18 protein-coding genes are annotated in these 22,304 nt (G+C 41.4%); 11 read left to right on the top strand and 7 right to left on the bottom strand.

What is annotated here, in order from left to right; all coding sequences use genetic code 11:
• Nucleotides 1-117 precede the first annotated feature (117 nt).
• Nucleotides 118-1,422, top strand: a complete 1,305-nt coding sequence (locus H6G97_RS18255; protein WP_190942141.1) for an ATP-binding cassette domain-containing protein — start codon at nt 118-120, stop codon at nt 1,420-1,422.
• Nucleotides 1,423-1,579: 157 nt separating this feature from the next.
• Here the strand turns inward: H6G97_RS18255 and H6G97_RS18260 are convergent, their stop codons facing one another.
• Both H6G97_RS18260 and H6G97_RS18265 read right to left on the bottom strand, forming a co-directional pair.
• Nucleotides 1,580-1,891 (bottom strand): hypothetical protein, encoded by a 312-nt coding sequence (locus H6G97_RS18260; protein ID WP_190942142.1) that lies wholly within the window; start codon nt 1,889-1,891, stop codon nt 1,580-1,582.
• 171 nt (nt 1,892-2,062) lie between these two features.
• Nucleotides 2,063-2,815, bottom strand: coding sequence for an alpha/beta fold hydrolase (locus H6G97_RS18265; RefSeq protein WP_190942143.1), 753 nt, complete (start codon nt 2,813-2,815; stop codon nt 2,063-2,065).
• A 438-nt stretch (nt 2,816-3,253) separates the two neighbouring features.
• Here H6G97_RS18265 and H6G97_RS18270 point away from each other — a divergent pair, with 438 nt between their 5' ends.
• The 3 genes from H6G97_RS18270 to H6G97_RS18280 all read left to right on the top strand — a co-directional run bounded on the left by H6G97_RS18270 (nt 3,254) and on the right by H6G97_RS18280 (nt 4,414).
• Nucleotides 3,254-3,508 (top strand): type II toxin-antitoxin system Phd/YefM family antitoxin, encoded by a 255-nt coding sequence (locus H6G97_RS18270; RefSeq protein ID WP_190942144.1) that lies wholly within the window; start codon nt 3,254-3,256, stop codon nt 3,506-3,508.
• Nucleotides 3,501-3,761, top strand: coding sequence for a Txe/YoeB family addiction module toxin (locus H6G97_RS18275; RefSeq protein ID WP_190942145.1), 261 nt, complete (start codon nt 3,501-3,503; stop codon nt 3,759-3,761). The genes H6G97_RS18270 and H6G97_RS18275 overlap by 8 nt, the downstream gene beginning before the upstream one ends.
• A 350-nt stretch (nt 3,762-4,111) precedes the next feature.
• On the top strand, nt 4,112-4,414 hold the full coding sequence (locus H6G97_RS18280) for a hypothetical protein (protein WP_190942146.1): 303 nt from the start codon (nt 4,112-4,114) through the stop codon (nt 4,412-4,414).
• Between the two features lie 200 nt (nt 4,415-4,614).
• Here the strand turns inward: H6G97_RS18280 and H6G97_RS18285 are convergent, their stop codons facing one another.
• The 3 genes from H6G97_RS18285 to H6G97_RS18295 all read right to left on the bottom strand — a co-directional run bounded on the left by H6G97_RS18285 (nt 4,615) and on the right by H6G97_RS18295 (nt 10,659).
• Complete coding sequence (locus H6G97_RS18285) at nt 4,615-7,143, bottom strand: mannose-1-phosphate guanyltransferase (RefSeq protein ID WP_190942147.1); 2,529 nt, start codon at nt 7,141-7,143, stop codon at nt 4,615-4,617.
• 303 nt (nt 7,144-7,446) lie between these two features.
• Entirely contained in the window at nt 7,447-9,318 is a 1,872-nt protein-coding gene (locus H6G97_RS18290) for a glycosyltransferase family 39 protein (protein ID WP_242054982.1), read from the bottom strand.
• 102 nt (nt 9,319-9,420) lie between these two features.
• Entirely contained in the window at nt 9,421-10,659 is a 1,239-nt protein-coding gene (locus H6G97_RS18295) for a glycosyltransferase (protein WP_190942148.1), read from the bottom strand.
• Nucleotides 10,660-11,561: 902 nt separating this feature from the next.
• Here H6G97_RS18295 and H6G97_RS18300 point away from each other — a divergent pair.
• The 6 genes from H6G97_RS18300 (at nt 11,562) to H6G97_RS18325 (ending at nt 17,168) form a co-directional block, all read left to right on the top strand.
• Nucleotides 11,562-12,485 (top strand): energy-coupling factor ABC transporter permease, encoded by a 924-nt coding sequence (locus H6G97_RS18300; protein WP_190942149.1) that lies wholly within the window; start codon nt 11,562-11,564, stop codon nt 12,483-12,485.
• Nucleotides 12,478-13,131 (top strand): energy-coupling factor transporter transmembrane component T family protein, encoded by a 654-nt coding sequence (locus tag H6G97_RS18305; protein ID WP_190942150.1) that lies wholly within the window; start codon nt 12,478-12,480, stop codon nt 13,129-13,131. Before H6G97_RS18300 ends, H6G97_RS18305 begins: the two co-directional genes overlap by 8 nt.
• A gap of 11 nt (nt 13,132-13,142) precedes the next feature.
• Entirely contained in the window at nt 13,143-13,907 is a 765-nt protein-coding gene (locus tag H6G97_RS18310) for an energy-coupling factor ABC transporter ATP-binding protein (protein WP_190942151.1), read from the top strand.
• 153 nt (nt 13,908-14,060) lie between these two features.
• Nucleotides 14,061-14,540 (top strand): hypothetical protein, encoded by a 480-nt coding sequence (locus H6G97_RS18315; protein WP_190942174.1) that lies wholly within the window; start codon nt 14,061-14,063, stop codon nt 14,538-14,540.
• Between the two features lie 568 nt (nt 14,541-15,108).
• A complete protein-coding gene (locus H6G97_RS18320) occupies nt 15,109-15,765 on the top strand; it encodes a DUF1361 domain-containing protein (RefSeq protein WP_190942152.1) in 657 nt (218 codons plus the stop codon).
• Between the two features lie 230 nt (nt 15,766-15,995).
• The gene (locus H6G97_RS18325) at nt 15,996-17,168 is read left to right on the top strand and encodes a baeRF3 domain-containing protein (RefSeq protein ID WP_190942153.1); all 1,173 of its coding nucleotides are present in this window, start codon (nt 15,996-15,998) and stop codon (nt 17,166-17,168) included.
• 180 nt (nt 17,169-17,348) lie between these two features.
• On the opposite strand, the gene H6G97_RS18330 is transcribed toward H6G97_RS18325, so the two are convergent.
• Nucleotides 17,349-18,200 carry a hypothetical protein gene (locus H6G97_RS18330; protein ID WP_190942154.1) on the bottom strand — a complete coding sequence of 284 codons (852 nt, stop codon included), beginning with the start codon at nt 18,198-18,200 and terminating at the stop codon, nt 17,349-17,351.
• 508 nt (nt 18,201-18,708) lie between these two features.
• Nucleotides 18,709-21,042, bottom strand: coding sequence for a putative PEP-binding protein (locus tag H6G97_RS18335; protein WP_190942155.1), 2,334 nt, complete (start codon nt 21,040-21,042; stop codon nt 18,709-18,711).
• A gap of 762 nt (nt 21,043-21,804) precedes the next feature.
• Here H6G97_RS18335 and H6G97_RS18340 point away from each other — a divergent pair.
• Nucleotides 21,805-22,272, top strand: a complete 468-nt coding sequence (locus tag H6G97_RS18340; RefSeq protein WP_190942156.1) for an MgtC/SapB family protein — start codon at nt 21,805-21,807, stop codon at nt 22,270-22,272.
• Nucleotides 22,273-22,304: the final 32 nt, after the last annotated feature.

Raw genomic sequence — 22,304 nt, forward strand, 5'->3', positions numbered from 1 at the left:
GTTTTTTTAACTTTTCGTATTTACATAGAACGTGTATTATGATGGGCGCTAAACTGTCATTGGTCATTAGTCCAAATCCAATGCCCAATGCCCAATCCCCAATGACAATAATTAGTTGTGTCCCAAGTTGTTTTAGAAAACGTTTATAAAAGTTTTTCCCCGCGTAAAGGGGAAGGTGTCACCTCACAAACCCAATCTTCCCTTCCGTCTGGGGAGAAAAATGATGCAGCGCAAGAACGTGCGGGAACTGTTAACGTCTTGCGGCGGATTAACCTGACGATCGCAGATGGCGAGTTTATGGTGCTGGTAGGCCCTTCTGGTTGTGGTAAAAGCACCCTGCTACGGTTAATCGCTGGGTTAGAAGTGATGACTGGCGGTAATATCTGGATAGGCGATCGCTTGATCAATGACCTACCGCCCAAAGAACGCGACATCGCAATGGTGTTTCAAAATTACGCCCTTTATCCCCACATGACGGTGTATGACAACATCGCCTTTGGGTTACGCCGCCGTTCTGGGAGAGCAGAGGAAGAAATGACCCCCTCATCTCCATATCTTCGGGCGTGGGCGGAAAATCTTTTTGTGGGGGCTACAAGAAAGTTACCTAAAGGATTGCGCTACACTTCTGACAAAGAACGAGCAGTGAATGAGCAGGTGCGTAGTGTTGCTCAACTGTTGCAAATCGAAACATTACTGAATCGCTTACCCAAACAGCTATCTGGGGGACAAAGACAACGGGTTGCATTGGGAAGAGCGATCGCGCGTGACCCCCAAGTATTCTTAATGGATGAGCCGCTTTCTAACTTAGATGCCAAACTACGGGCGGAAACCCGCGCCCAAATTGTCAAATTGCAGCGTCAATTGGGGACAACGACAATTTACGTTACCCATGACCAAACCGAAGCGATGACAATGGGCGATCGCATTGCAATTATGTCTGAGGGTAAAATTCAGCAAGTTGCTTCTCCCTTAGAACTTTACAATCGCCCTGCCAATCTTTTTGTAGCAGAATTCATTGGTTCACCACCGATGAATTTTATTTCTGTGGAATTTCATGCCCCACAGTTGATTACTCATTCTCAGTTGCGTTTCACCCTTCCAGAAGTTTGGGGAAAAGCTTTACAAAAATATGATGGAAAAACTCTAATTTTAGGCATTCGTCCAGAACACTTGAACTTGAGTATGCCTGCTACTAAAAATCTACCAGTACAAGTAGATTTGGTAGAGAATTTAGGTAACGATTCTTTCTTGTCTGTTAGGATTGCCGAACCTGGTTCTCAACCTGCGACTACAGCCAATTCCCTACAAGTGCGAATACCACCAGACCGATTTGTACAAGTCGGCGAGCAACTTTGGTTATCTCTAACTCCAGAAAAAATTCACTTTTTTGACCCAGAAACCGAGTTAGCGATATTTCCCTAAAACTATCCGCGTCTAATTGGTAGAATACGCACTCTGGATTGGGCTTGGTCAACAGTGAGATTTTGCATAGCTGTTGCAAAGTGGGGGTGAGGTTATTGGATTGAACAACCAAAAATGGCCGCGTCAATTTTTTTCATTATCGAACTTTCACCATCTTTCAGGCTAACTGATTGCTAATGTTAAAAGTTTGGAGTACCTCAACACGACTTTGAAGTACCTCAACACGACTTTGGAGTACCTCAACACGACTTTGGAGTACTTCAACACGACTTTGAAGTACCTCAACACGACTTTGGAGTACCTCAACACGACTTTTAAGTACCTCAACACGACTTTGGAGTACCTCAACACGACTTTTAAGTACCTCAATACAACTTTGGAGTACCTCAACACGACTTTCAAGTACTTCAACACGACTTTCAAGTACTTCAACATGACTTCGAGGTATCGCCTTTATTTTTAAGAACACTTATCCGAATGATTACACCTAGCTTGAAAGAATAAACCATCAATAATTAGCGATCGCTGCGTCAACGCCAAAGGCGATGCCTACGGCGGCAAGCTACGCACCTCACGCAGTACACCCAACTTTCACAAGTGCGTAGGCGTAGCCTAGCGTAAGCATAGCTCCTGTATCTTACTAATTTGTAGAACTGCTAAAAGATAGTGCAGATGCTTCTACAAGATGCAGATGGTGGCGTTTCCAAAAACTCAAAATCTCTTCACCAACCTGTTGAGGATAGAAGTAGTGAAAAAAATGATATCCTTCTGGGCATTCCCAGAGTTTATCTTCTGGCTTCAACCAATTCAACCAGTCATGCAATACAGTTGAGTTGACTACTGGATCGCTCTTGCTACCACATACCATCATTGGCATAGAAACTCCACCCTTGGGTAAATAAACCAACTTAAACAAAGAGTGTGGCGAGGGAGATTGTTCTAAATCTCTATCTAAAGCAGCTACTAACTTCTTAGTGGTGTGAGGCGGTTGATTTCCAAAAAGACTGCGAACGCTGCTTGCCAAAACTAGTTCACGGCTGATACTAAAAAGTTGTCGTTGAAAGTAATAGTGAGCTTGCCAATTGTTTGCAGGTTGAGCAGCTACAGCCAGCAAAATGAGCGATCGCACTTTTTGGGGAAATTGCCGCGCAAAGGTTAAGGCGATCGCACCACTCATCCCATGACCGGCTAAATGCACGGGGCGATCGCGCCATTTTAAAAAATCATACAGCAACTCCACAGCTTGATCTATGGAACTGGCTTCATCTTTGGTTTGCTGGTATTGCCACTGGGCGATTCTCATATACGCAGATAAGTATTGAAGTAATGGTTTATCAAAACGCTTCAAAGCAGGACTAGCATTTAACCACAGAACATCAAATGAATCAGACATAAATACCTATAACTTCTAAATTATTAATTTCAGTAGGGGTATACAAGCTGTGCGTCCCTAATCTCTACAGACTAACCGCACTACCAAACTCATCCCGAATTTTTTCAGCATCAGATTCAGTGTTACCAGTTTAATTACCGGAGAATAGACCGGTTTTTTTCGACATATTGTTACCTGATATATAGTTTTGCGATTCTCCTTCCCTATGGGACGCTGCACGAGCGCAATAATTTACGCAAGGATACTTATTTGCCTTGCTTGTTGAAATTTATTAGGGGCCTAATGACTATCTATCTCAATAACTTTAAAGATATCGTACCAGACTTATTGAAATTTTTTATCATTTAATTTGATTTAAGTTTTGTAAAGTATTTCAGGAAACAAACAAATTGCAGAAAAAGCTATACTTGTACAATAAAGAGTACAAGTTGTGGCAAGATGAAAGTTATCTCTTTTAGCGAGGCGAGAAATAGCCTGAAGACGGTTTTAGATCGAGTGACGGAAGATGCCGACTATACGATCATCACCAGACGGGATGCGGATGATGCGGTGGTGATGTCGCTGGAGTTTTTCAATAGTCTGATGGAGACTGTGCATTTACTGAAGTCTCCGGCAAATGCAGCTCATTTGGAACGTTCTATTGCTCAATTTAAGCAGGGAAAAGTCGTGGAACGAGATTTGCTGAATGACTAGAATGCTGGCATGGACGGATGAGGCTTGGGCTGATTATCTTTACTGGCAAGGGCAAGACAAGAAGACACTCAAAAGAATCAATAAACTGATTCAGGAGATGATGCGGATGCCTTTTGAGGGTATAGGTAAGCCAGAACCTCTACGGGAAAATTTAGCTGGATTTTGGTCGCGGCGAATTGATGATGCAAATCGTTTGGTTTATGCGGTGGAGGATGCCTATTTAACGATTATTTCTTGTCGATACCATCATTAAACTTGAGACAAATCGCGTCATGTACGCGATGTTGTCCGTCAATATTAATCAATAACTATTTTAAGTATATTTTTTTGAAAGCACAGTAAATTACAATATTGATATACGGATTACAAAATAAAAACTAGATGAGGCCGCAAGAATACTTGTTGCTTAATTAGGCAGAAACCTCGCACCGACTCGAACAGAAGCGGTGAGATGAATGTCCGAACAAAAAGGATTTCTAACTTACCCTCCATCGACTCAAACTAAGTGCCTTACGATATCCTCACAAAATGTTCCTGATGATTACTGGTTTCAAAAATTACTTCGGTAAAGGAAGCTAGAGGAAGTAAGTTTTTTGGGCATTTATGAAATTAATCCAAATACTAAAAGTAGCTGTAATTCCTGTTTTGACTGTATTTAGCTTTGTGTCTGCATCAAACATAGCACTAGCCGACTACTTAAATAGTCAGGGGTCAGGAGGTAATTACCGTTATGAATTATGGTCTACTGATGATAATAGTTATTACTATGTGAAAGTTTGGTTATATGAAGCAAGTCCAGAAAGTGACCAATACACCACAAGTGCAACATTCCCCTCTAGTAGAGAAGCTTTAATTTATTTTGATTGTAATTTTGCCGAGAAAAATTTGCCAGAATGTTCTCAATGATAATTTGTAATCTCTCTCAGCATAATTCGTAATTGCTAAGGGAATTCCAATAAATAAATTATCCAATCTTGTGGGGTGAGCAATATGATCGCCCAGTTTATCATGGCGGACAAGATGCCTACCCCACAATAAATAATTGAATATTTTTTTATTTGGAAGTCCCTAATTCGTAATTTATAATTGAATTCTTAAATTACGAATTATACTTCAGCAGGTTGGTATTCTTGTTGTCTTTCCACAAAAGTCTGAACACGGGTGCGGTAGTTTCTCACAGTCTCATCTACCCATTCGCGATCGTTGCTATTTGCATATAAATGCACCAGTGGTTCGCTAGCATCTGGTAAAACTAATAGCCAACTGTCATCGTAGGGTTGACAAATTTTCACTCCATCAATGAGTTCTAGGTTTTGGGCTGGGTGAGTTTCTACCAAGTAACGCATCAAAGCACCTTTGGCTGTCCACGGGCAGCGTATTGTATAAGTTTTGTGAATTACACGGGGCAATTCTGACCGCGCAGCAGCAAGCGATCGCTCCTGTATAGTCAACATCTCAATTATCTTCGCAATGCAGAACATGGAATCAAATCCCGGATGCAGTTGTGGGAAAATAAAACCTGTATCTCCACTACCTCCTATGACCACATTCGGGTTTTTTTGACAAGCCTCCATTAAAGCTGTCGGGTTGGCTTTGGTGCGAATCACTCTGCCATCATGACGACGGGCGACTTGTTCAATAGCACTGGAAGCATGAACTGGTACAACTACCGTTCCTCTGGGGTTAGCCGTCAGAATCATGTCTACCATCAGTGCAGTTAAAGTTTCCCCACGAATTGGGTAGCCGGATTCATCAACTAAAATTAGTTGTTCTCCATTAGCGGATACTTGCACACCAAAGTTAGCTTTTAATGCCTCTACTACATGACCTAACTGAGTCAGCAGTCCTTCGCGATCTGTGATTGACATCGCCGTTTTATTGACACTGGCATTCAGTACTACTGCATCAGCACCAAATTTATCTAGCATTTGGGGTAAAACTGCCCCGGATACAGCATAAACATAGTCAATTACTACTTTTGCGCGGCTGTTGCGGAGTGTATGAACATGCAAAAGTTTCTCAAAAGCAGTGCAGTAGCGATCCATGACTTGGCTAGGATAAGATACATCGCCAATTTCATGAATTAGCGCCCGTCGCATATCCTCCTTAAAGTAAGCCCCTTCAATTTTCTTTTCCAGGGCTTTGGTGATATTAATGCCTTTGGTATCCATGAATTCAACCAAAATGTAATCAGGGCGGTCGGGGTGTACCCTCACATGAATACCACCAGCTACCGACATTGTGGGTATAACTGTACGGGCGATGGGGATAGCTGTAGCATCAAGGTTTTGAATATCAATACCTACTGACATTAAACCAGCAATGAGCGATCGCGTCACCATTCGAGAGACATTACGCTGGTCACGGGAAACTGTTACTTTAGATCCTGGTTTTAAGGTAGAACCGTAAGCAGATCCCAATTTCACGGCGAATTCTGGGGTGATGTCGATATTAGCTAATCCTTGCACACCACGTTGCCCAAATAAATTTCGTTGGGCGGTGTTTCCCCAAATTAAGTTAATGTTTAAAACTGCACCTGACTCAATCTTTTTACTGGGCCAAACACGCACGCCAGGGCTAATTTGGGCTTCTTCTCCCACTGTAGAAAGCGAACCGACAACAGCAGCTTCTAATACTTGAGCGCGGCGGTCTACACGAGTGCCACGGGAAATAACGCAGGCAGAAAGAGCTACTTCCTCGCCAATAAATGCCCCATTCCAGACTATGGGACGTTTGAGATTCGCATCAGCACCAATAGTGACATTATCTCCAATTACGGTTCCTGCCTCAATCTGGACTCTTGCACCGATCCGACAATTGTCACCAATTACTGCTGGGGTTTCAATCACAGCCGTCTGGTCGATATAAGTATTTTGACCCACCCATAACTCATGGGAAACTTCTTTGTAGGCAAAATCGAGATTTACCTTGCGATCTAATGCATCATACTGAGCTTCACGATAAGCGTCTAAGTGACCAACATCACACCAGTAACCTTGAGCAATGTAACCATACATTGGCTCATCTTTTGCTAGTAGTAAGGGAAATAAGTCTTTGGAAAAGTCGCATTCAATATTTGCTGGCAGATATTCTAAAACTTCTGGTTCGAGAATGTAAGTGCCAGTGTTGACGGTATCGGAAAAAATTTCACTACTAGAAGGTTTTTCTAAAAATCGCCGAATCCGTCTTTCCTCATCGGTAATCACCACCCCAAACTCAATTGGATTGGGAACCCTCGTCAAAATCAAAGTAGCTTTCGACTTATTTTGTTTGTGAAATGCGATCGCTGCCGTTAGGTCAAAATCTGTTATGCTATCACCGCTAATGACTAAAAAAGTTTCATCAAGAAGTTCAGCAATGTTTTTCACACAGCCTGCTGTACCCAAGGGTTGATCTTCTTCGACGGCATAAGTCATCTGGACACCAAAATCGCTGCCATCTTGAAAATAATCTCGCAAGACATCAGGTAAATAATGCAGTGTCGCAATCACTTCTGTAATTTGATGTCGTTTAAGGAGATTGATAATATGTTCGGCAATTGGTCGATTAAGGATCGGCACCATCGGTTTGGGCAGATCGCAAGTTAACGGGCGAAGCCGCGTTCCCGAACCCCCCGCCATTAGTACTGCACGCATAAATCCTCCTTAGCTATTTAACAGCTTTCGCTGCTTTAAGATCGATGAGATATATTTTGTTCTTCCTTCTTTAGTGTCCTATGGATATTCATATTTGAGGAACTTTCACAAGATGCAATATAGATTGGGCATGAGACACTGGTACTGTGCAACGCCGTAAAGCCTGCGGCATAGATACGCTTAGGGCGCAGCCTCTCGTAGAGAAGTACTGGGGATAGGGAAGAGGACTTGGAGACAAGGGGAAAGATTTGTTGCAAGTTCTCCACTCAAATCACCTTGTTCTGCTCCCTCCCCTGCCTTCCTTTAACTCTCCTGGCAATGATAAAGTTTATATTCGTAGCCATCTACGCTAGGCATTGATTTAGTATCAGATGTAATGCATGTTTTTACGGCTTCTGCTACAGGGGCGTGAAAGTTTACCAGCCACAAGTCAAAAGGTCGTGGTAATTTCTTTAAGGTCTCTGCCAAAGCAATAGTAGAAGTATTCGGGTCTTGGCCTTGATGGGCAAGCAGAAACAGAGGATTTTGGAGTGAATTGGCAAGTTTAATCTCCCTAGCTACTCCCATCATTTCCCCAGTGTGTACATAAGTTTTGTGGGTAGTAGCAATCAGTACTGGTGTTGGGGATGTTTGTTGAATTAGTTCTACAAACAGGTCAGGGCGATAATATTTTTGATAGCCGAGATTGCAGATTACTGTAACTGCACTGAAAAAGCCCATTAACCAAATTAACATCACGGCTTTTTTCCCGTTTATTCCCCATTTACCTATACTTTTTATCCTATTTTTCCCTTGTTCTCTTTCTATCAATTCCTTGGGAAGCTGCCAACAAACTGCGAGACTTGCGCCCAGTAAAACAACGATCGCCGGAAAGTAAACAAAGTTATATCTAGCACCTCTCGTCAGGTCAATACCCAAGAAGTACGTAAAAATAAAGAATAAAGCGATCGCACTGATAACTACTCCAGCAAGCACCTGAATCATAATCCGGTTTTCTGGGTGCTGTAGTTGAATCTTAATCCCACGCAACAAAATTGGTACTGCCCAAATAAAGAAAGTCAGCATCACCACTCCAGAAGGGATCACAACCCATAACTGTGAAGATTCAACTGGTAACAGAGAAATCATGGCAATCAATGTTCCTAAAGCTTGAAAAATTGGGCTTAACCAATCTAGTCCAACGCGCGAACCTCGAATCCACTCGGTCAAATTATCACGATTTCTATTCTCTAACAAGGTTGGAATCCAAATTAAACCCGCCACACAAGTGCCTACAGCAACGGCATAGATGCGCCGCCAGGGTGGAGAAAACAGGAGAGAAAATTTGGTGTTAGTCTGCTGATGCCAAGCAAGAAAAATCAAAACTACAGCTTCTGTGCAGAGGGTGAGGCTGAAGAAGTAATGAGTAGCAATACCCAAAGCATTGATTCCTACCCAGAAAAGTGCTACCCATATAGGTAAAGGTGTGCGGTTTTGAATATGACGTGTGGCAATTAGTAAGCAAGTGAGGGAACCAGTTACCCATAAGATTGCCAAAGTGTAATGACGCGCTTCTTGTGCTAAAAATACGCCGTAGGGTGATACTGCGATCATGGCAGCAGTTAAGTGCCCCACCAAGTTCGAGCGAAACGCTACTCTACCTAAGACGTAAAAACACGGAATAGAGGCAGCACCGATTATTGCTGGTAGCGATCGCGCCGCAAACAGCGATACTAATCCTCCTTCGCTAGGAAATAATTTCATCCAAAAATAAGCCAGCACGAAATACAGTGGTGGATGATTATCTTGCGTAGCTAAGTTATGAACCACATCATCAACAGTAGCCCCTGGGTTTGGTTGCAGTGGTTGCAATAGGATATCAGGTGCGATCGCTTGATCTAGGGGAACTGATAAAAAAGTATTCCCCAAACTAAACACCAAGGTGGAAAATTCATCAGTCCAAGGAGGCTTTGCAGTCAAGTTGGCTAGGCGTAAACTGATGCCAACGATCAACCATATCAAGTTTAGTAAGGGGTGAAGCCAGGAAGGAGGGAGGCGAACCTGCCAATTATGCCACTGCTGGCGTTTTGAGGTAGAACTTGCATCTACTATGGACACGAAATGAGCAGCAGATGCAGGTAGCAACGAGATAATTTTTCTGTAAAAATACAATGCACCTTGGAAAAAAACTCTCATTGCTGGGACTCACATGAATGGATTTGTAGATTTGACGTTTTAGATTTCAGTTCGTTCTAAAGTCTAAGAACAAAAATCAAAATCTCAAATCCCTCGTTGTGATTATTTCACATCGGTGACACGCCAGCTAAGTTTCAAATTAACCCAGAAATTCCAGATCGTAGCAACTGCGATCGCTATCAACTTACCTAAATACTGATTTATCCCCAAGACATTATAGAGAAAGTTGATTATTAAAGCTTGTAATATAACTCCTGCTAAACAGATCGCACTGAACTTCAAGAATCGCTTGAAACGTTGATGCGGATTACGTTGCCTCTGAGAAATATCACCAAAAGTCCATAAATCATTCCATAAGAAATTATTTATGATTGCTACTCCGGCCGAAAGAATCGTACTGCGAGTTAAACCTAAGTGAATCACAGTGCGCAGCAAGTGAAACACCGTTAAATCCACAAATACTCCACTAAAGCCAACCAACCCAAACCGGAGAAATCGACCAACGGGGAAATTGACATTTCTACTCAATTGTCCTCCTTGCCCTGTGGAAAGTCGCAATCGCACTAAGTGGTGGATGTAATCTATATATTGCTTCCATGTCACTTTACTCTCACCCTCTTTACGTTCACGGAACACATACCCAACTTCGGCAACTTGGTCTACCTTTCCCCGCCCGATTACTTCTAGGAGAATTTTGTATCCTACAGGATTGAGTGTTGCATTGGCGATCGCACTCCGGCGCACCATAAAATAACCACTCATGGGGTCGGAAACTCTGCCCAGTACCCCCGGTAAAATCACCAAGCCTAACATCTGAGCGCCACGAGACAAGAAACGTCTAACAACACTCCAGCTACTGACACCGCCTCCTTCAACATGGCGGCTGGCTACTGCCAAATCTGCTCCCTGCTCAACGCTACGCAACAGCTGCATCAGCACCTCTGGTGGATGCTGCAAATCTCCATCAATTACCCCTAACACATTCCCCGTAGCTGCTTGCCACCCACGAATTACTGCTGAAGATAGCCCTCGTTCCTGTTGGCGACGCATCACCCGCAACTGGGGATATTCTGTGAGCAAGGATTGTGCTATCTCCCAAGTTTGGTCTGGGCTATCATCGTCTACCACTATTAGTTCATAGTTTCCTAGAATAGATTCATCTAGTAACTGACTCAATATGCTAACTACATTTTTGATATTGTCACGCTCTTTATAAGTAGGAATTACTAGAGATAGATAGATAGATTCACCACTTATACCTATACCGTTAGGAGGCAACTCTGAAATCTTTAGTGGCCCAGTTGGTACTGCTAACAGTGAGTTGGATGAGTTTGTCTTCATGTTGCAAATTGCAGAACGAGGATGTGTAAATTCTGGGGAAAAGAGAGCCAAACATCTGCTGATTATATTGACTGAACTTAGTTACTTAAAATTTGAGTAATACTTTTTTTACAGTTACCTATTTTGAGAATTTAGTAATTCTTGCAGTTCGATTACCAGTATTTTCACAAACTTAATATAAACTTTACATTTAACCGCTTATTTATATAGTATGCTGTTGGGCATTATATACTTTTCTAAAAATAAACTGTAGCACTACGCTAAATAAATCAATAAATGTACAGATTTTAAAGTCTATTATTATGGGTTTTTAATATTAATATGGATAATATTAATTGAATATAAAAATATTCAATAATTTTATATTGTTAATAAATTTATCAAGAAAATATCCATTAAGATAAAAATATTTTGTTGATATTGTTGATAAATGTTGTAAGAATAAATAAAGTAAAAAGGCCAATTATATAAGCTTGTTATAACTATAAAAAAACTTACTTTTTGAAGTGATGAGTTTTGAATTAATCAAACACCACAATACAGTTAACAATTTAAATTAGAAACTCAAAATTAAAGACATTTAAAGACAGAAAGAATTAGCTGACACGGGTTAAGAGCGTTGGGGCAACTTCAAAAGATTTAAATTCTGGCTGAAACCGAGTCTATGTCTAGACATACTGGTATTAAATCCTTAAATTTATGATAAACTTAGCAAAAATTAACGAATTAAGGAATACGTGTATATTGAGTGGATATTGTATTGTAAGTATGTCAAAAGTAACACTATAAAATCCCCCGGTAGGGCATTGTAAAAAAGAGAAAAGTTTTGTTTGTTATTAAAATGATGACGTAATTTTATTGCTTGATTTGGGTAAATGAACATCTAAAAAACAGGTTAGATCATGCATATTCCTGATGGATTTGTTTCTGTTCCCGTCGCAGGGGCTACTGGTTTGGCGAGTGTGGCAGCACTGTTTATTGCCTTCGGGCGATCGCAAGAGGCTTTTGGTATTCGTCGTGCGCCCATACTAGGGCTAACCACCGCCTTTATTTTTGCCGCCCAGATGATCAATTTCCCAGTAGCAGGAGGTACTAGTGGTCACTTGTTAGGAGGAACCTTAGCTGCGATCGTTTTGGGTAGTCCGTGGGCAGGAACGTTGTGTATCGCCACAGTTTTAATTATTCAAGCTGTGCTGTTTGCTGATGGTGGCATTACAGCCTTAGGAGCGAATATTTTGAACATGGCAGTGATTGGTGTTTGGGTTGGCTGGGTTTTAACCCAAACCTTGCAACGGCTATTGGGGGGGTCGAAAGGGCGCTTACCTTTGGCTTCTGGCATCGCTGCTGGCCTAAGTGTAGTGGTAGCCGCCATAGCTTGTGCCATTGAGTTAGCCCTTTCAGGAACTGCACCCGTAGCCATAGTTTTACCAGCTATGGCCGGTGTCCATATTCTGATTGGTATTGGCGAAGGGATAATTACTGGGGGTGTGCTAACTTATTTAGCCACCGCTCGACCAGATTTATTACCAGGAGAGCAGCAGGAGTTTCGCGGTTGGTCTATACCTATTGTCGCCATTTTCTTGATTGCGGGAGTACTTTCACTCTTTGCCTCAGCATGGCCTGATGGTTTGGAAAAAGTCGCCGAAAACACGGGCTTCATCGACTTAGCCGAGAAAGTACGAGTAAGCGTCCCGACTCCCTTAGCTGACTATAGTATTGAGGGTTTAGGGCCAATTGGTACTAGTATCGCTGGACTTGTGGGAGCTGCGGTTTGTTTTGCTGTGGCCTTTGGGATTGCCAAGGTGGTGAAACCGAATAATGCTTAAACTGTCCTTACCGTTACGTTTGCAACTGTCACTAGTGGTTGTGGTGGGAGCAGCTTTATTAAAGCATTATGCCTGGTATTGCTTAGGTGTATATGGCGCGATCGCACTTTTGTGGGTTTGGCTGTTGCGCGTACCAATTCCCCGCTTAGGGGGATTACTCGGTACAGAATTAATCTTTTTGTCATTGCTGGCATTGCCCTTGGGATGGGAACGAGCCAGTTTTTTGCTAGTTCGTTCTCTGGTTTGTTTGGTTACTATGAATAGTTTTTTGTTAACCTTACCACCCCACAGTTTTGGTATAGCCCTTAAAGGCTTACCTGTACCAGCACCTTTAAAGGAAAACTTGTTGTTAGCTGGGCAATATATGGAAATTTTGCTCTCAGAAGTGACGCGGATGCAACGCAGCGCTCAATTACGCGGTTTGAATGGAACTGCGGGATGGTTGCGCTACGCCAGTGCTGCCATGATTGGAGCTTTGTATCTCCGTAGTCTAGATAGGGCAGAGCGAGTTTATGCGGCAATGGTAACTCGTGGATACAACGGGCAATTGCCCATAGATTCTCCCCTCAGACCAAAAGAGCGTTTTGCCATACTAGCAGCTTGGGCGATCGCATCTGTTGTTACCCTAACTTCTTACAAATATTGAGTTTGTAAATTTTGAAATCATTAACTTCCAATTCCCAAACATCAACCAGTAACCCCAACACAGCCGTGGTTGAGGTTGAGAACCTGGTGTATGCATATTCCCGCCAGGAGCCGGTATTACAAGAAATTTCTTTTACCTTGAAGAAAGGCGATCGCGTGGCATTGATGGGAGCAACAGGTTCTGGAAAAAGCACCTTACTAGAGAACCTAATCGGCTTAAAACAACCGCAATCTGGGAAAATTGCCATTAGTGGCATTACCGTAAAACCGCAAACTTTACCCCAAGTGCGTCGTCAAATTGGCTTTAGCTTCCAAGATGCCAACGACCAACTATTTATGCCCACCATCCTGGAAGATATTACCTTCGGCCCACGTAATTATGGGATGTCACCAGCAGAGGCTAGCGATCGCGCCCGACAATTATTAGCTGATTTTGGTCTAGAAGCCTATGCTAATCGTTCTGCCCACGAACTTTCTGGTGGACAAAGACGTCTAGCCGCTCTAGCCTCGATTTTAGCCCTAGAACCGACAATTCTAATTTTGGATGAGCCAACTAACGGTCTTGATCCAGCATGGCGGCGACATTTGGCGCAAGTGTTGTTAAAGTTACCCATACAGGTGATGTTAATTGCCTCTCATGACCTGCATTGGTTAGGCAGAGTTACGCAACGTGCGTTGGTACTGTCTGCTGGCCGCATTCAAATAGACGGCGATATTCAGCCACTTTTGCAAGATGGTGCGACTTTAGACCAGTTGGGTTTGCCGATAGATTGGTAATTCCAGATGAGGGGGCAGCGGGAGAATACAAAATTAGCTCTTTCTCCCTGCCCCTCTGCCTCTTTCTAATACCCCATGCCCTCTACCTTATTTACCTTTTTTGCTCGTAATATTGGATACGATATTCTGGGCTTTATTGCTGGTGGGGTGTTAATGTCTGTTTTACATAAATATATGGTTATTGCTCCTGTTAGCCTGAGCATTGCTTTATTCATTACTAGTTGCAACGAAAATAAAGTCTCCCAGTGCCAGCGACTGATTAAAGTTGTAAATACTGGAACTTCTTTGATTGATAACAATAAGGGGACGCAAGTCATAACCAGCATACAACTGTCTAAAGATTTAGAATTTGTGACTAAATCGATTAAGGAACTGAACTTAACAGACCCCAAGTTGAAAGAATTTCAAAGCGGTTTTGTCAAGATTTTTCAGAATCTCAGCCAAGCGATCGCTAAGGCAGGTAGGGCACTTGGTGCAACCAAAACAGCAGAGGCCTCGACATCTGGTAGAGAAAGAATTCAAAAAGCTAGAGCCGAAATTGATTCAACATTGACAACAGCAGCTACAACTGTTGGCAAGCAGTCAGATACGTTAGTAAATGAAATGAATAAGTATTGTCGCCAGCCAGAATAATCTATCTGGAGTATTGGGGATTGGGAACTGGGGGTTATTTTTTCTTTCCCTGCTTCCTCATCCCCACTTGCCACCGACACTGCGATCGCCCAATCGAATCTCTTAAGTCACCTTACTCTCTCAACTCCAGCATTACAATTAAAAAAGTCCACCAGAACTTATTCTCGGCATTTTTGTTGCTCAGACTTACTTTCGGTAGTAAATTTTACCTTGATGATTTTCTGGCTATACTAGTACAGTACAGCGTAAATAAACCACCTATTCGAAATCAATGAAACTCGTACTCTGTAGTGATTTTGACTTTTGACTTTTGACTTTTGACTTCCGCCTTGCGGCACTAGTGGCTCAAGCTGATTGATAAATTTTATCCGCCAGCAGGAAATATACAAAAACTCTAAATCTTGGATATATATCAGTGTTTATTGACTTTTAACTAAGACAAAAATATTGTCTAATGCTGGAGAAAATTAATTTTTTTGGAGATTACAAAACTCGATCAATTGTTGAAGTTAGCACTAACACTACAGAGTGAATCTATATCAATCAAACATCTTCCGAGTAAGCACCTATGAAAGAAGAATTGATAGCCAGAGTTGTGCAGGTCTTGCAAATTAATATGAAATGGATGACTTGGAATTTATTTCTGGCTTTTATCCCTTTAGCTTTGAGTGTGTGGCTATTTCGCTTTAAGCGTGGTGGCTCTTGGCTTTGGTGGCTAGGATTTTTAGTTTTCTATGCTTTCTTACCAAATGCTCCATATCTGTTAACCGATGTAATTCACTTGATAGATGATATCCGTACCATTCAATCAGTATGGATGATTACTCTGGTACTCATTCCGGTGTATTTATTAGTAATTCTCGGTGGATTTGAAGCTTATGTAATATCCTTAATTAATTGGGGTCACTACTTACATCGCATTGGTAAAAGCCAATGGATTTGGCGCGTTGAGTTGATTACACATTTTCTCTGTGCTGTTGGTGTATATTGGGGACGATTTTTGCGTTTCAACAGTTGGGATTTTATCACTCAACCCGATGCTTTACTAACCAAAGGGGTAGAAGAAATTCTTGGGAAACAGCCCCTAGTGATTATTGCTATCACCTTTGTGGTACTTGCCAGTTTGTACTGGATTATGAAACGAGTAACTTTAGGTCTTAGCCGACCAGACAGTAAAATAGGCATAAACTCAGGAAGCGCAAACTCTAATACGCCAAACATTTAATGAAGGTGGCGAGTTTGGCTTTTAAATTTTGGGTTTTAATTAGTAATTCTCAAACATGAATATTGCCTGTCAAAAGAAAGATGCAACCAAACCTTCCTTGAGGTGAAATAGATTCAGAAGAAAACGGTTGAACTTCAACCGCCACTATCTGAGAATAACGTCCTATCAGATCATTGAATATTGATGCTCTGAACTGATGTATCTAGCCACGTTGATAGGAGGAATATAATATGCAATTAATCTCTAGAGAGGAAATAAAGACATTAATAGAACAGCCAAAAGGAAATTGTGTTTCAATTTATATGCCAACGCACCCAGCCGGGCCAGAAGTGCGACAAGATCCAATTCGCTTTAAAAATTTGATTAGGGAAGCACAGACTCGTTTAATTGATGCGGGTTTGGAGGAGGAAGATGCGATCGCATTGTTGGAAAAATCCCAGGCAATTGATACCCAAGAGTTTTGGGATCAAATAGGAGAGCAAGGGTTAGCAATTTTTATTTCTGACAATATTTTTCGCTATTATCCCCTGCCAATTGATTTTCAAGAGTTGGTCGTAGTTACAGACCGATTTCACATCAAACCACTGCTACCAATTTTAAATGGTAATGGTCGCTTCTATATACTGGCTTTAAGCCAACAAGATGTCAGGTTCTTTGAAGGAACACGCTACAGCGTCAAAGAGTTAGAAGTAGAAAGTCTTCCTAAAAGTCTAGATGAAGCTCTGCAAAGAGACGATACTGCTAAAGAAGGTCAGTTTCGCATCGCCACATCAAAGGGGGGAACCTCCAATTCTTTTTCGCAACCAGGTACATTTCACGGACAGGGAAGCCCTGACAGAGATAAACACCAAGAAGACATCCTCCAATTCTTTCAAATTGTCGATCGCGCATTGCACGATAAACTGAAATTGCAAAAAGTGCCTTTGGTGCTGGCTGGGGTAGAATATCTCTTGCCTTTATATAGACAAGCAAATAGTTACCAGCATTTAATGGATGAAGCTATCATCGGTAATCCAGAAATTCTCAGCCCCCAAGAGTTACATGACCAAGCTTGGCCGATTGTCGAGGCTGATTTCCAAAAGTCACAGCAAGCAGTTTTGGAACAATTTCACGAATTGTTTGGTGGTGATACTGGTAAAGCATCTAACAACCTCGAAGAAGTTGTCTCAGCCGCTTATTACCAACGAGTGGATTCATTATTAGTTGCAGTTGGCCAGCAACAGTGGGGTTTATTCGATCCAAGCTCAGAAACGGTTTATTTGCACCCAGAAAAAGAAACTGGTGATGAGGATTTGTTAGATTTTGTTGCTGCTCATACTTTATTAAACGGTGGCACGGTTTACGCTGTTCCCTTTGAAGAGATTCCATATAGCACAGCCGTTGCAGCAATTTACCGATATTAACGTTTTCATGGTGTTGTATAAAGTTGAATGTGCTATATACAACACCAACGATGATTACTATGCGCTCAAATGTTGATGATTTGACAGATCCAAGATTTTAGTGAATCCGTTAATTGTATTGACATTCCTCGGCTGCCTAATAATTCTTATTAATTGTATATTTTATGTTCTGAAAGTCCGTTATGGATTCAATTTAATCGTTAAATTAGGATCAATCCCTAAATTAGGATTAATCCCTAAATTAGGATTAATCGTCAAACTAGGAATTACTTTAATTAGGCGAGAAACAGTGATGTCAATCAGCTTATCTTGATTTTGGGTACTATGCACTCCTTGTGATTGTCCAACGGAACATAAATCATTTTTGTTAGGCACAAACAACCAGCTAGAAGGAGAACAAACTGTCCAAAAGTGTCTGATCATTTGAATTCTTGCTGTTGCCACAAACTCTCCCGCATTATTATAAGTTATGAGGCCACTAGCAATTAAGTATTGAGCAGAAGTAGGGGAAGGAGGCTCATCCGTTGGCCCTGCGTGGGAAAATTCTTTTACTACTTTTTGTGGACTTGATGGAATGCCGGAGTTAAATGTCACCTTATTATTCGTAAAAATTGTTAAACCAGGATATGGAATTGGCCATGTCGTACCAGCACCAACATGAGGAACATACTTTATACCATTTTGTTGATAGGATGCAGGTAAGAAGTATTGAGGGCCAATAAAAAATCTTACTGAGTCTCCTGGTTTAATAACTAATGGATTGGGAGGAGAAGAAGTTCCACCGTACTGAGCTCCAAGACTTGGGTCTAATAATGGTTTATTTTCTCTTGGCATGAGATTTAGAGCTTCGTAAACATCAATATCCAAGCACTTCTTGGTTGAAGCACCAGGGCAACTATTAGCTTTTTGAGCTAAAGCTTTTGAACTTTGTGAATCTGTCCACGAATCCCAAGTTACAATTGCTGATGTCAAACTAGCAATGGAAAAACAAGCCACAATTGCTGTTGTAATAAATACTAAAATTTTTTTCATAAATTCAACTTCAAATCAATCAAAATTCATTAATATCACTGTTTTGTGAGAGTCAAACCTAAATTATTAATGGCATCTCCAGACATTTTGACTAGCTTTCGTCCTAGCGCATAAAAATAAAATCTATAAAAGTTTTAGCTAAAAAATGCAAGCGTATCTCCTTACCAGTTGTATAATTCCTGGTTTCAAAATAGCCTTGTAAGCTTTTGCTACAAAATAGACTACAGAGAAAATACCTTGCCTTTCGGAAAATGTTTCAAAATAATTTCGTAAGCTTTTAGTGCTAGATAAACTACAAAAAAATTCTGGTTAGCCAGAGCTAATTTTTTTAATTGTGGTTGGTAAAACTGCCACTTGCTCCTCAATTTCAAGCATTTGGAGACTTAGAGACATATTATTAAAGCGCTTTACTTATGTAAAATACTGTAATTCGTTGTGTGACAAAGAATTTTGATAGATAATATTTCTTAATAAACTAGTTAATTAGGTTTTTCTTATGCCCCTGTGCCTACTGTTGACGACGTGCTGCTGCCAAAATTAAGCGTTGTTCAGCACGAGCGATCGCCTGATATGTTCGCTCCACTGCTTCCGGTTCAACGGAAATCGAAGTTATACCCCATTCCACTAGCTTATCGATGATTTCTGGATAGAGGGCTGGTGCTTGACCGCAGATTGAACAAGGTATACCAGCACTTTTAGCCATTTGGATCAATTGAGCGATCGCACTCATAACTGCCGGATGACGTTCATTAAATACTTTTGCTAGCTGTCCTTGTTCTCGAGCGACTCCTAGCAATAACTGGGTCAGATCGTTTGTACCAATAGAAATTCCGGCTGCACCTGCTTTGACATATTCTGGTAGTAAAAACAGGACGCTTGGCACTTCTGCCATCATCCACAATTGAAACTGCGCTACCTCAGTTAAAAGAGCTTGCTCAACTTTGCGACGGCAAAAGACAAATTCTTCCACAGTCCGCACAAAAGGCAATAGTAGGTTGACATTGGTGTAGCCAGCTTGTTGGACACTCGCCAAAGCTTGCAGTTCTAGTTCAAATACTGCGGGATTTCGTAAATAGCTAAAGGTGCCGCGTTCACCTAACATCGACTGGAGCGAAGATTGTAAATTATCACTCAATGATGGTAAATCGTGCGATCGCCAATCTAAAGAACGATAAAAAACTGGTCTTGGTGCAAAGGCACGGGCAAATTGCATAATCTGCTCAGACCATAGCTCTAACAATTCTGCCTGATGTCCGCCTAAAATCCAACTATTGGGATGTTGCCCCGACAATATATTTAATACCATCAATTCTGAGCGCAATAAACCCACCCCATCTACAGGTAAGCTTTGCACTTGTTCTATTAAAGTAGACTGACTCAAGTTAACCAGCAGTTGGGTAGCAATCATAGGTAAATGAGACGTAACAGCAGGATGGGGCACTTTCGGGTTGGGGTGATGAGAGGAAAGAAGATTTTCTGTTCTCCCTTTGTCCATCTCCTCCTTTGAGTCTCCTTTGATGCGATAAACTTCTCCTCTGTCGCCATCAAGCAGCAGTCGTTCGCCAGTTTGAATTAAAGTTGTAGCAGATGTGGCGTTTACTACTGCTGTGATACTTAATTCTCTAGCCAGAATTGCCGCGTGGCTAGTTAATCCCCCATGTTCTGTGATAATACCAGCAACTTGTTGCAATAATGGCAACCAATCAGGTGTAATTGTTGGTACTACTAAAATCACTCCCTTCGGTAGTTGTTCGGGTTTCTGCTGCGGATTAATAATTACTAAGGCAGTAGCTAGCACTCTTCCCCCTGCTGCTCCTAGTCCCCTAATAAAGTGTGTGTGGGAAATTGATTGGGAAGGACTAACCTGTGTGATGTAGAGCTTGCCAGATGTCGTTTGTTGAGTGATAGTCCACTTAACGGTAAAGGTTTTACCTAGTTCACTCACCAGTTGAGTTCCTAGAGCAATTATTTGTTGTAAGTATTCTTCTTTTAAGGCGTACTGTTTTTGTTGGGCTTCCTGAAGTAGATAGGTAATCAGACAAGTGTGGTCTGTTGTAAGTACTGAATTCGGCACTGGTTGCGAAAAAGCTGCATCATCAACACCATAAGCGAGCATTTTATTGCCCAGTTGTTGCTCAAGCACAGCCCCAGTTTCGGGTTTAATGTAGTAAATATCTGGTTGTACTTCGCCAAAAGCGATCGCAATTCCTAATCCCCAAGTAGCTTCAATTTCCCACCGAGAGGAGTTGGCTGTGAGCAAGCCACTGGCGATCGCATTCTCAACAGGTTGCACTAAAACTGCGAGATTAATTTGTTGGAGATTAATTCCTGAATGCTGCCAATATAGTAGACTTCTGGCTCGAAATATCTGGCTCCAGGTACGCTTTAGCGCCAATGCGATCGCTTCGGGTTCGCACTGGCAAAACACCGACTCCAGCAACCCAGATGTATTCTTCATGCCTGGGTTAGCAGTTGATACTGCCAAAGTAGGCCGAAGAATCAAACAGTCAGTTTGCCATTCTCTAGCTGCTTGGAAAATTGTATTTATCCAATGCTGTGGCACAGTCGCAGTGAGAATTTCTTGGCGCAAGCGACTAGCCACATGCTGAAGTTGCCGCCAATTAGTGACATCCAGGTGTAACGAAGAATGGGGTAAGTCAGCCACTAATGACTCTGAACTATTGAGATTTTCCAGAAATTGTCGCAAAGTTTCTGCTGAGACGACAAAACCAGGTATCACTGGATAGCCACGCTGGATAATTTTGCTCAAGTAAAACGCTTTGTCACCTACTTTGGCGCGGTCTTGTAGTTTAATTTGGTCTAGCCAGTAGAGTTTATCCACTCAATTTGTTAGTTGTCAGTTGTCTATTTGTAGCCACAGGTATTTCCTTCTGATACATTATCAGCTATTAATCCACTGGCTCCCTACTAAGAATAATTTCCAGCATTTACGTTAAATTTGCTGACCTTGTTAGTGGTTGATTGCTAGTTACACGATTTATTGCTGTAATTCGGCTCCTTTGGGAATCAGATTTTTTGCTTCATTTCGCCTCCTTTCCCTAAAATGGGGGGTTTAGTTCTTTTACGAGATTGTACATGGCGGTATCATTTTTAATTATTGAGTGTATGAGTTATATCTAGCAATTTCATGTAAAATTTTATAGTTCAGTCATTTTAAATAGTTAAAAATCTATTTAATTAATAAACTGAAAATTTATCTAGGTTGCCCAGATTATGACAATAATCATAATTTAATACTGCGAACATTCATTTATTTTTGAGCAAAACAATATTTGATTGGAAAATAATCTTCATAAAGTAAGATGTTGATTTGTACCCAAAAAAATATTCCCGAATTGATAAAATGTAAATATGAATATAGGCTATTAAATTACAGCCCTTGAATTAAACTCTATCAATAAAAGATTAAAATATTTTTGCACTATTTTTGTAAAAACATTACTAATTAACCTAGTAACCTGTAGCGGAAATTCGCCTGCCTTTAATAAATAAGGGGTTTAAGCCCCTTCTTTGTTAATTGAAATGATACCTAGATTTACACCGTGCTGTGCTAAAATATAAAATTCTCTAATCAAACTAAGCATTGCCAAACACTTACTACCTTGCAACTAATGATTGGCTGAATATCAGCTTCAGACTATGCATTGCATTGCTTACTGGAGCAATGATCGGCTTAGAACGCCAAATTAGACATAAACCAGCCGGTTTAAGAACTCACATGCTGGTAAGTTTAGGTTCAGCCATGTTTACCTTGATAATTATGCAAACAGAAGGACTGCAAGCTAGTCCTGATGCACTTAGCCGTGTGGTTCAGGGAATTGCGGCAGGTGTAGGATTTCTCGGTGCTGGAGAAATTGTCCGCCAATCTTCCCAAGAATCACAGCAACTTCAAATTCACGGACTCACCTCAGCAGCGGCTATTTGGGTTTCGGCTGCATTGGGAATTGCTGCCGGCTCTGGTTTATGGCAGTTGGGATTAATCGGTGCCATGCTGACTTTTTTGGTTCTCAACGTTTTTAAAAGGTTAGAAAAACACCAAAAAAATTCATAGGGGCGCACAGCTATGCCCCCCTACTATAAATC

This window comes from Nostoc flagelliforme FACHB-838, from assembly GCF_014698065.1.
Lineage (GTDB): Bacteria > Cyanobacteriota > Cyanobacteriia > Cyanobacteriales > Nostocaceae > Nostoc > Nostoc flagelliforme_B.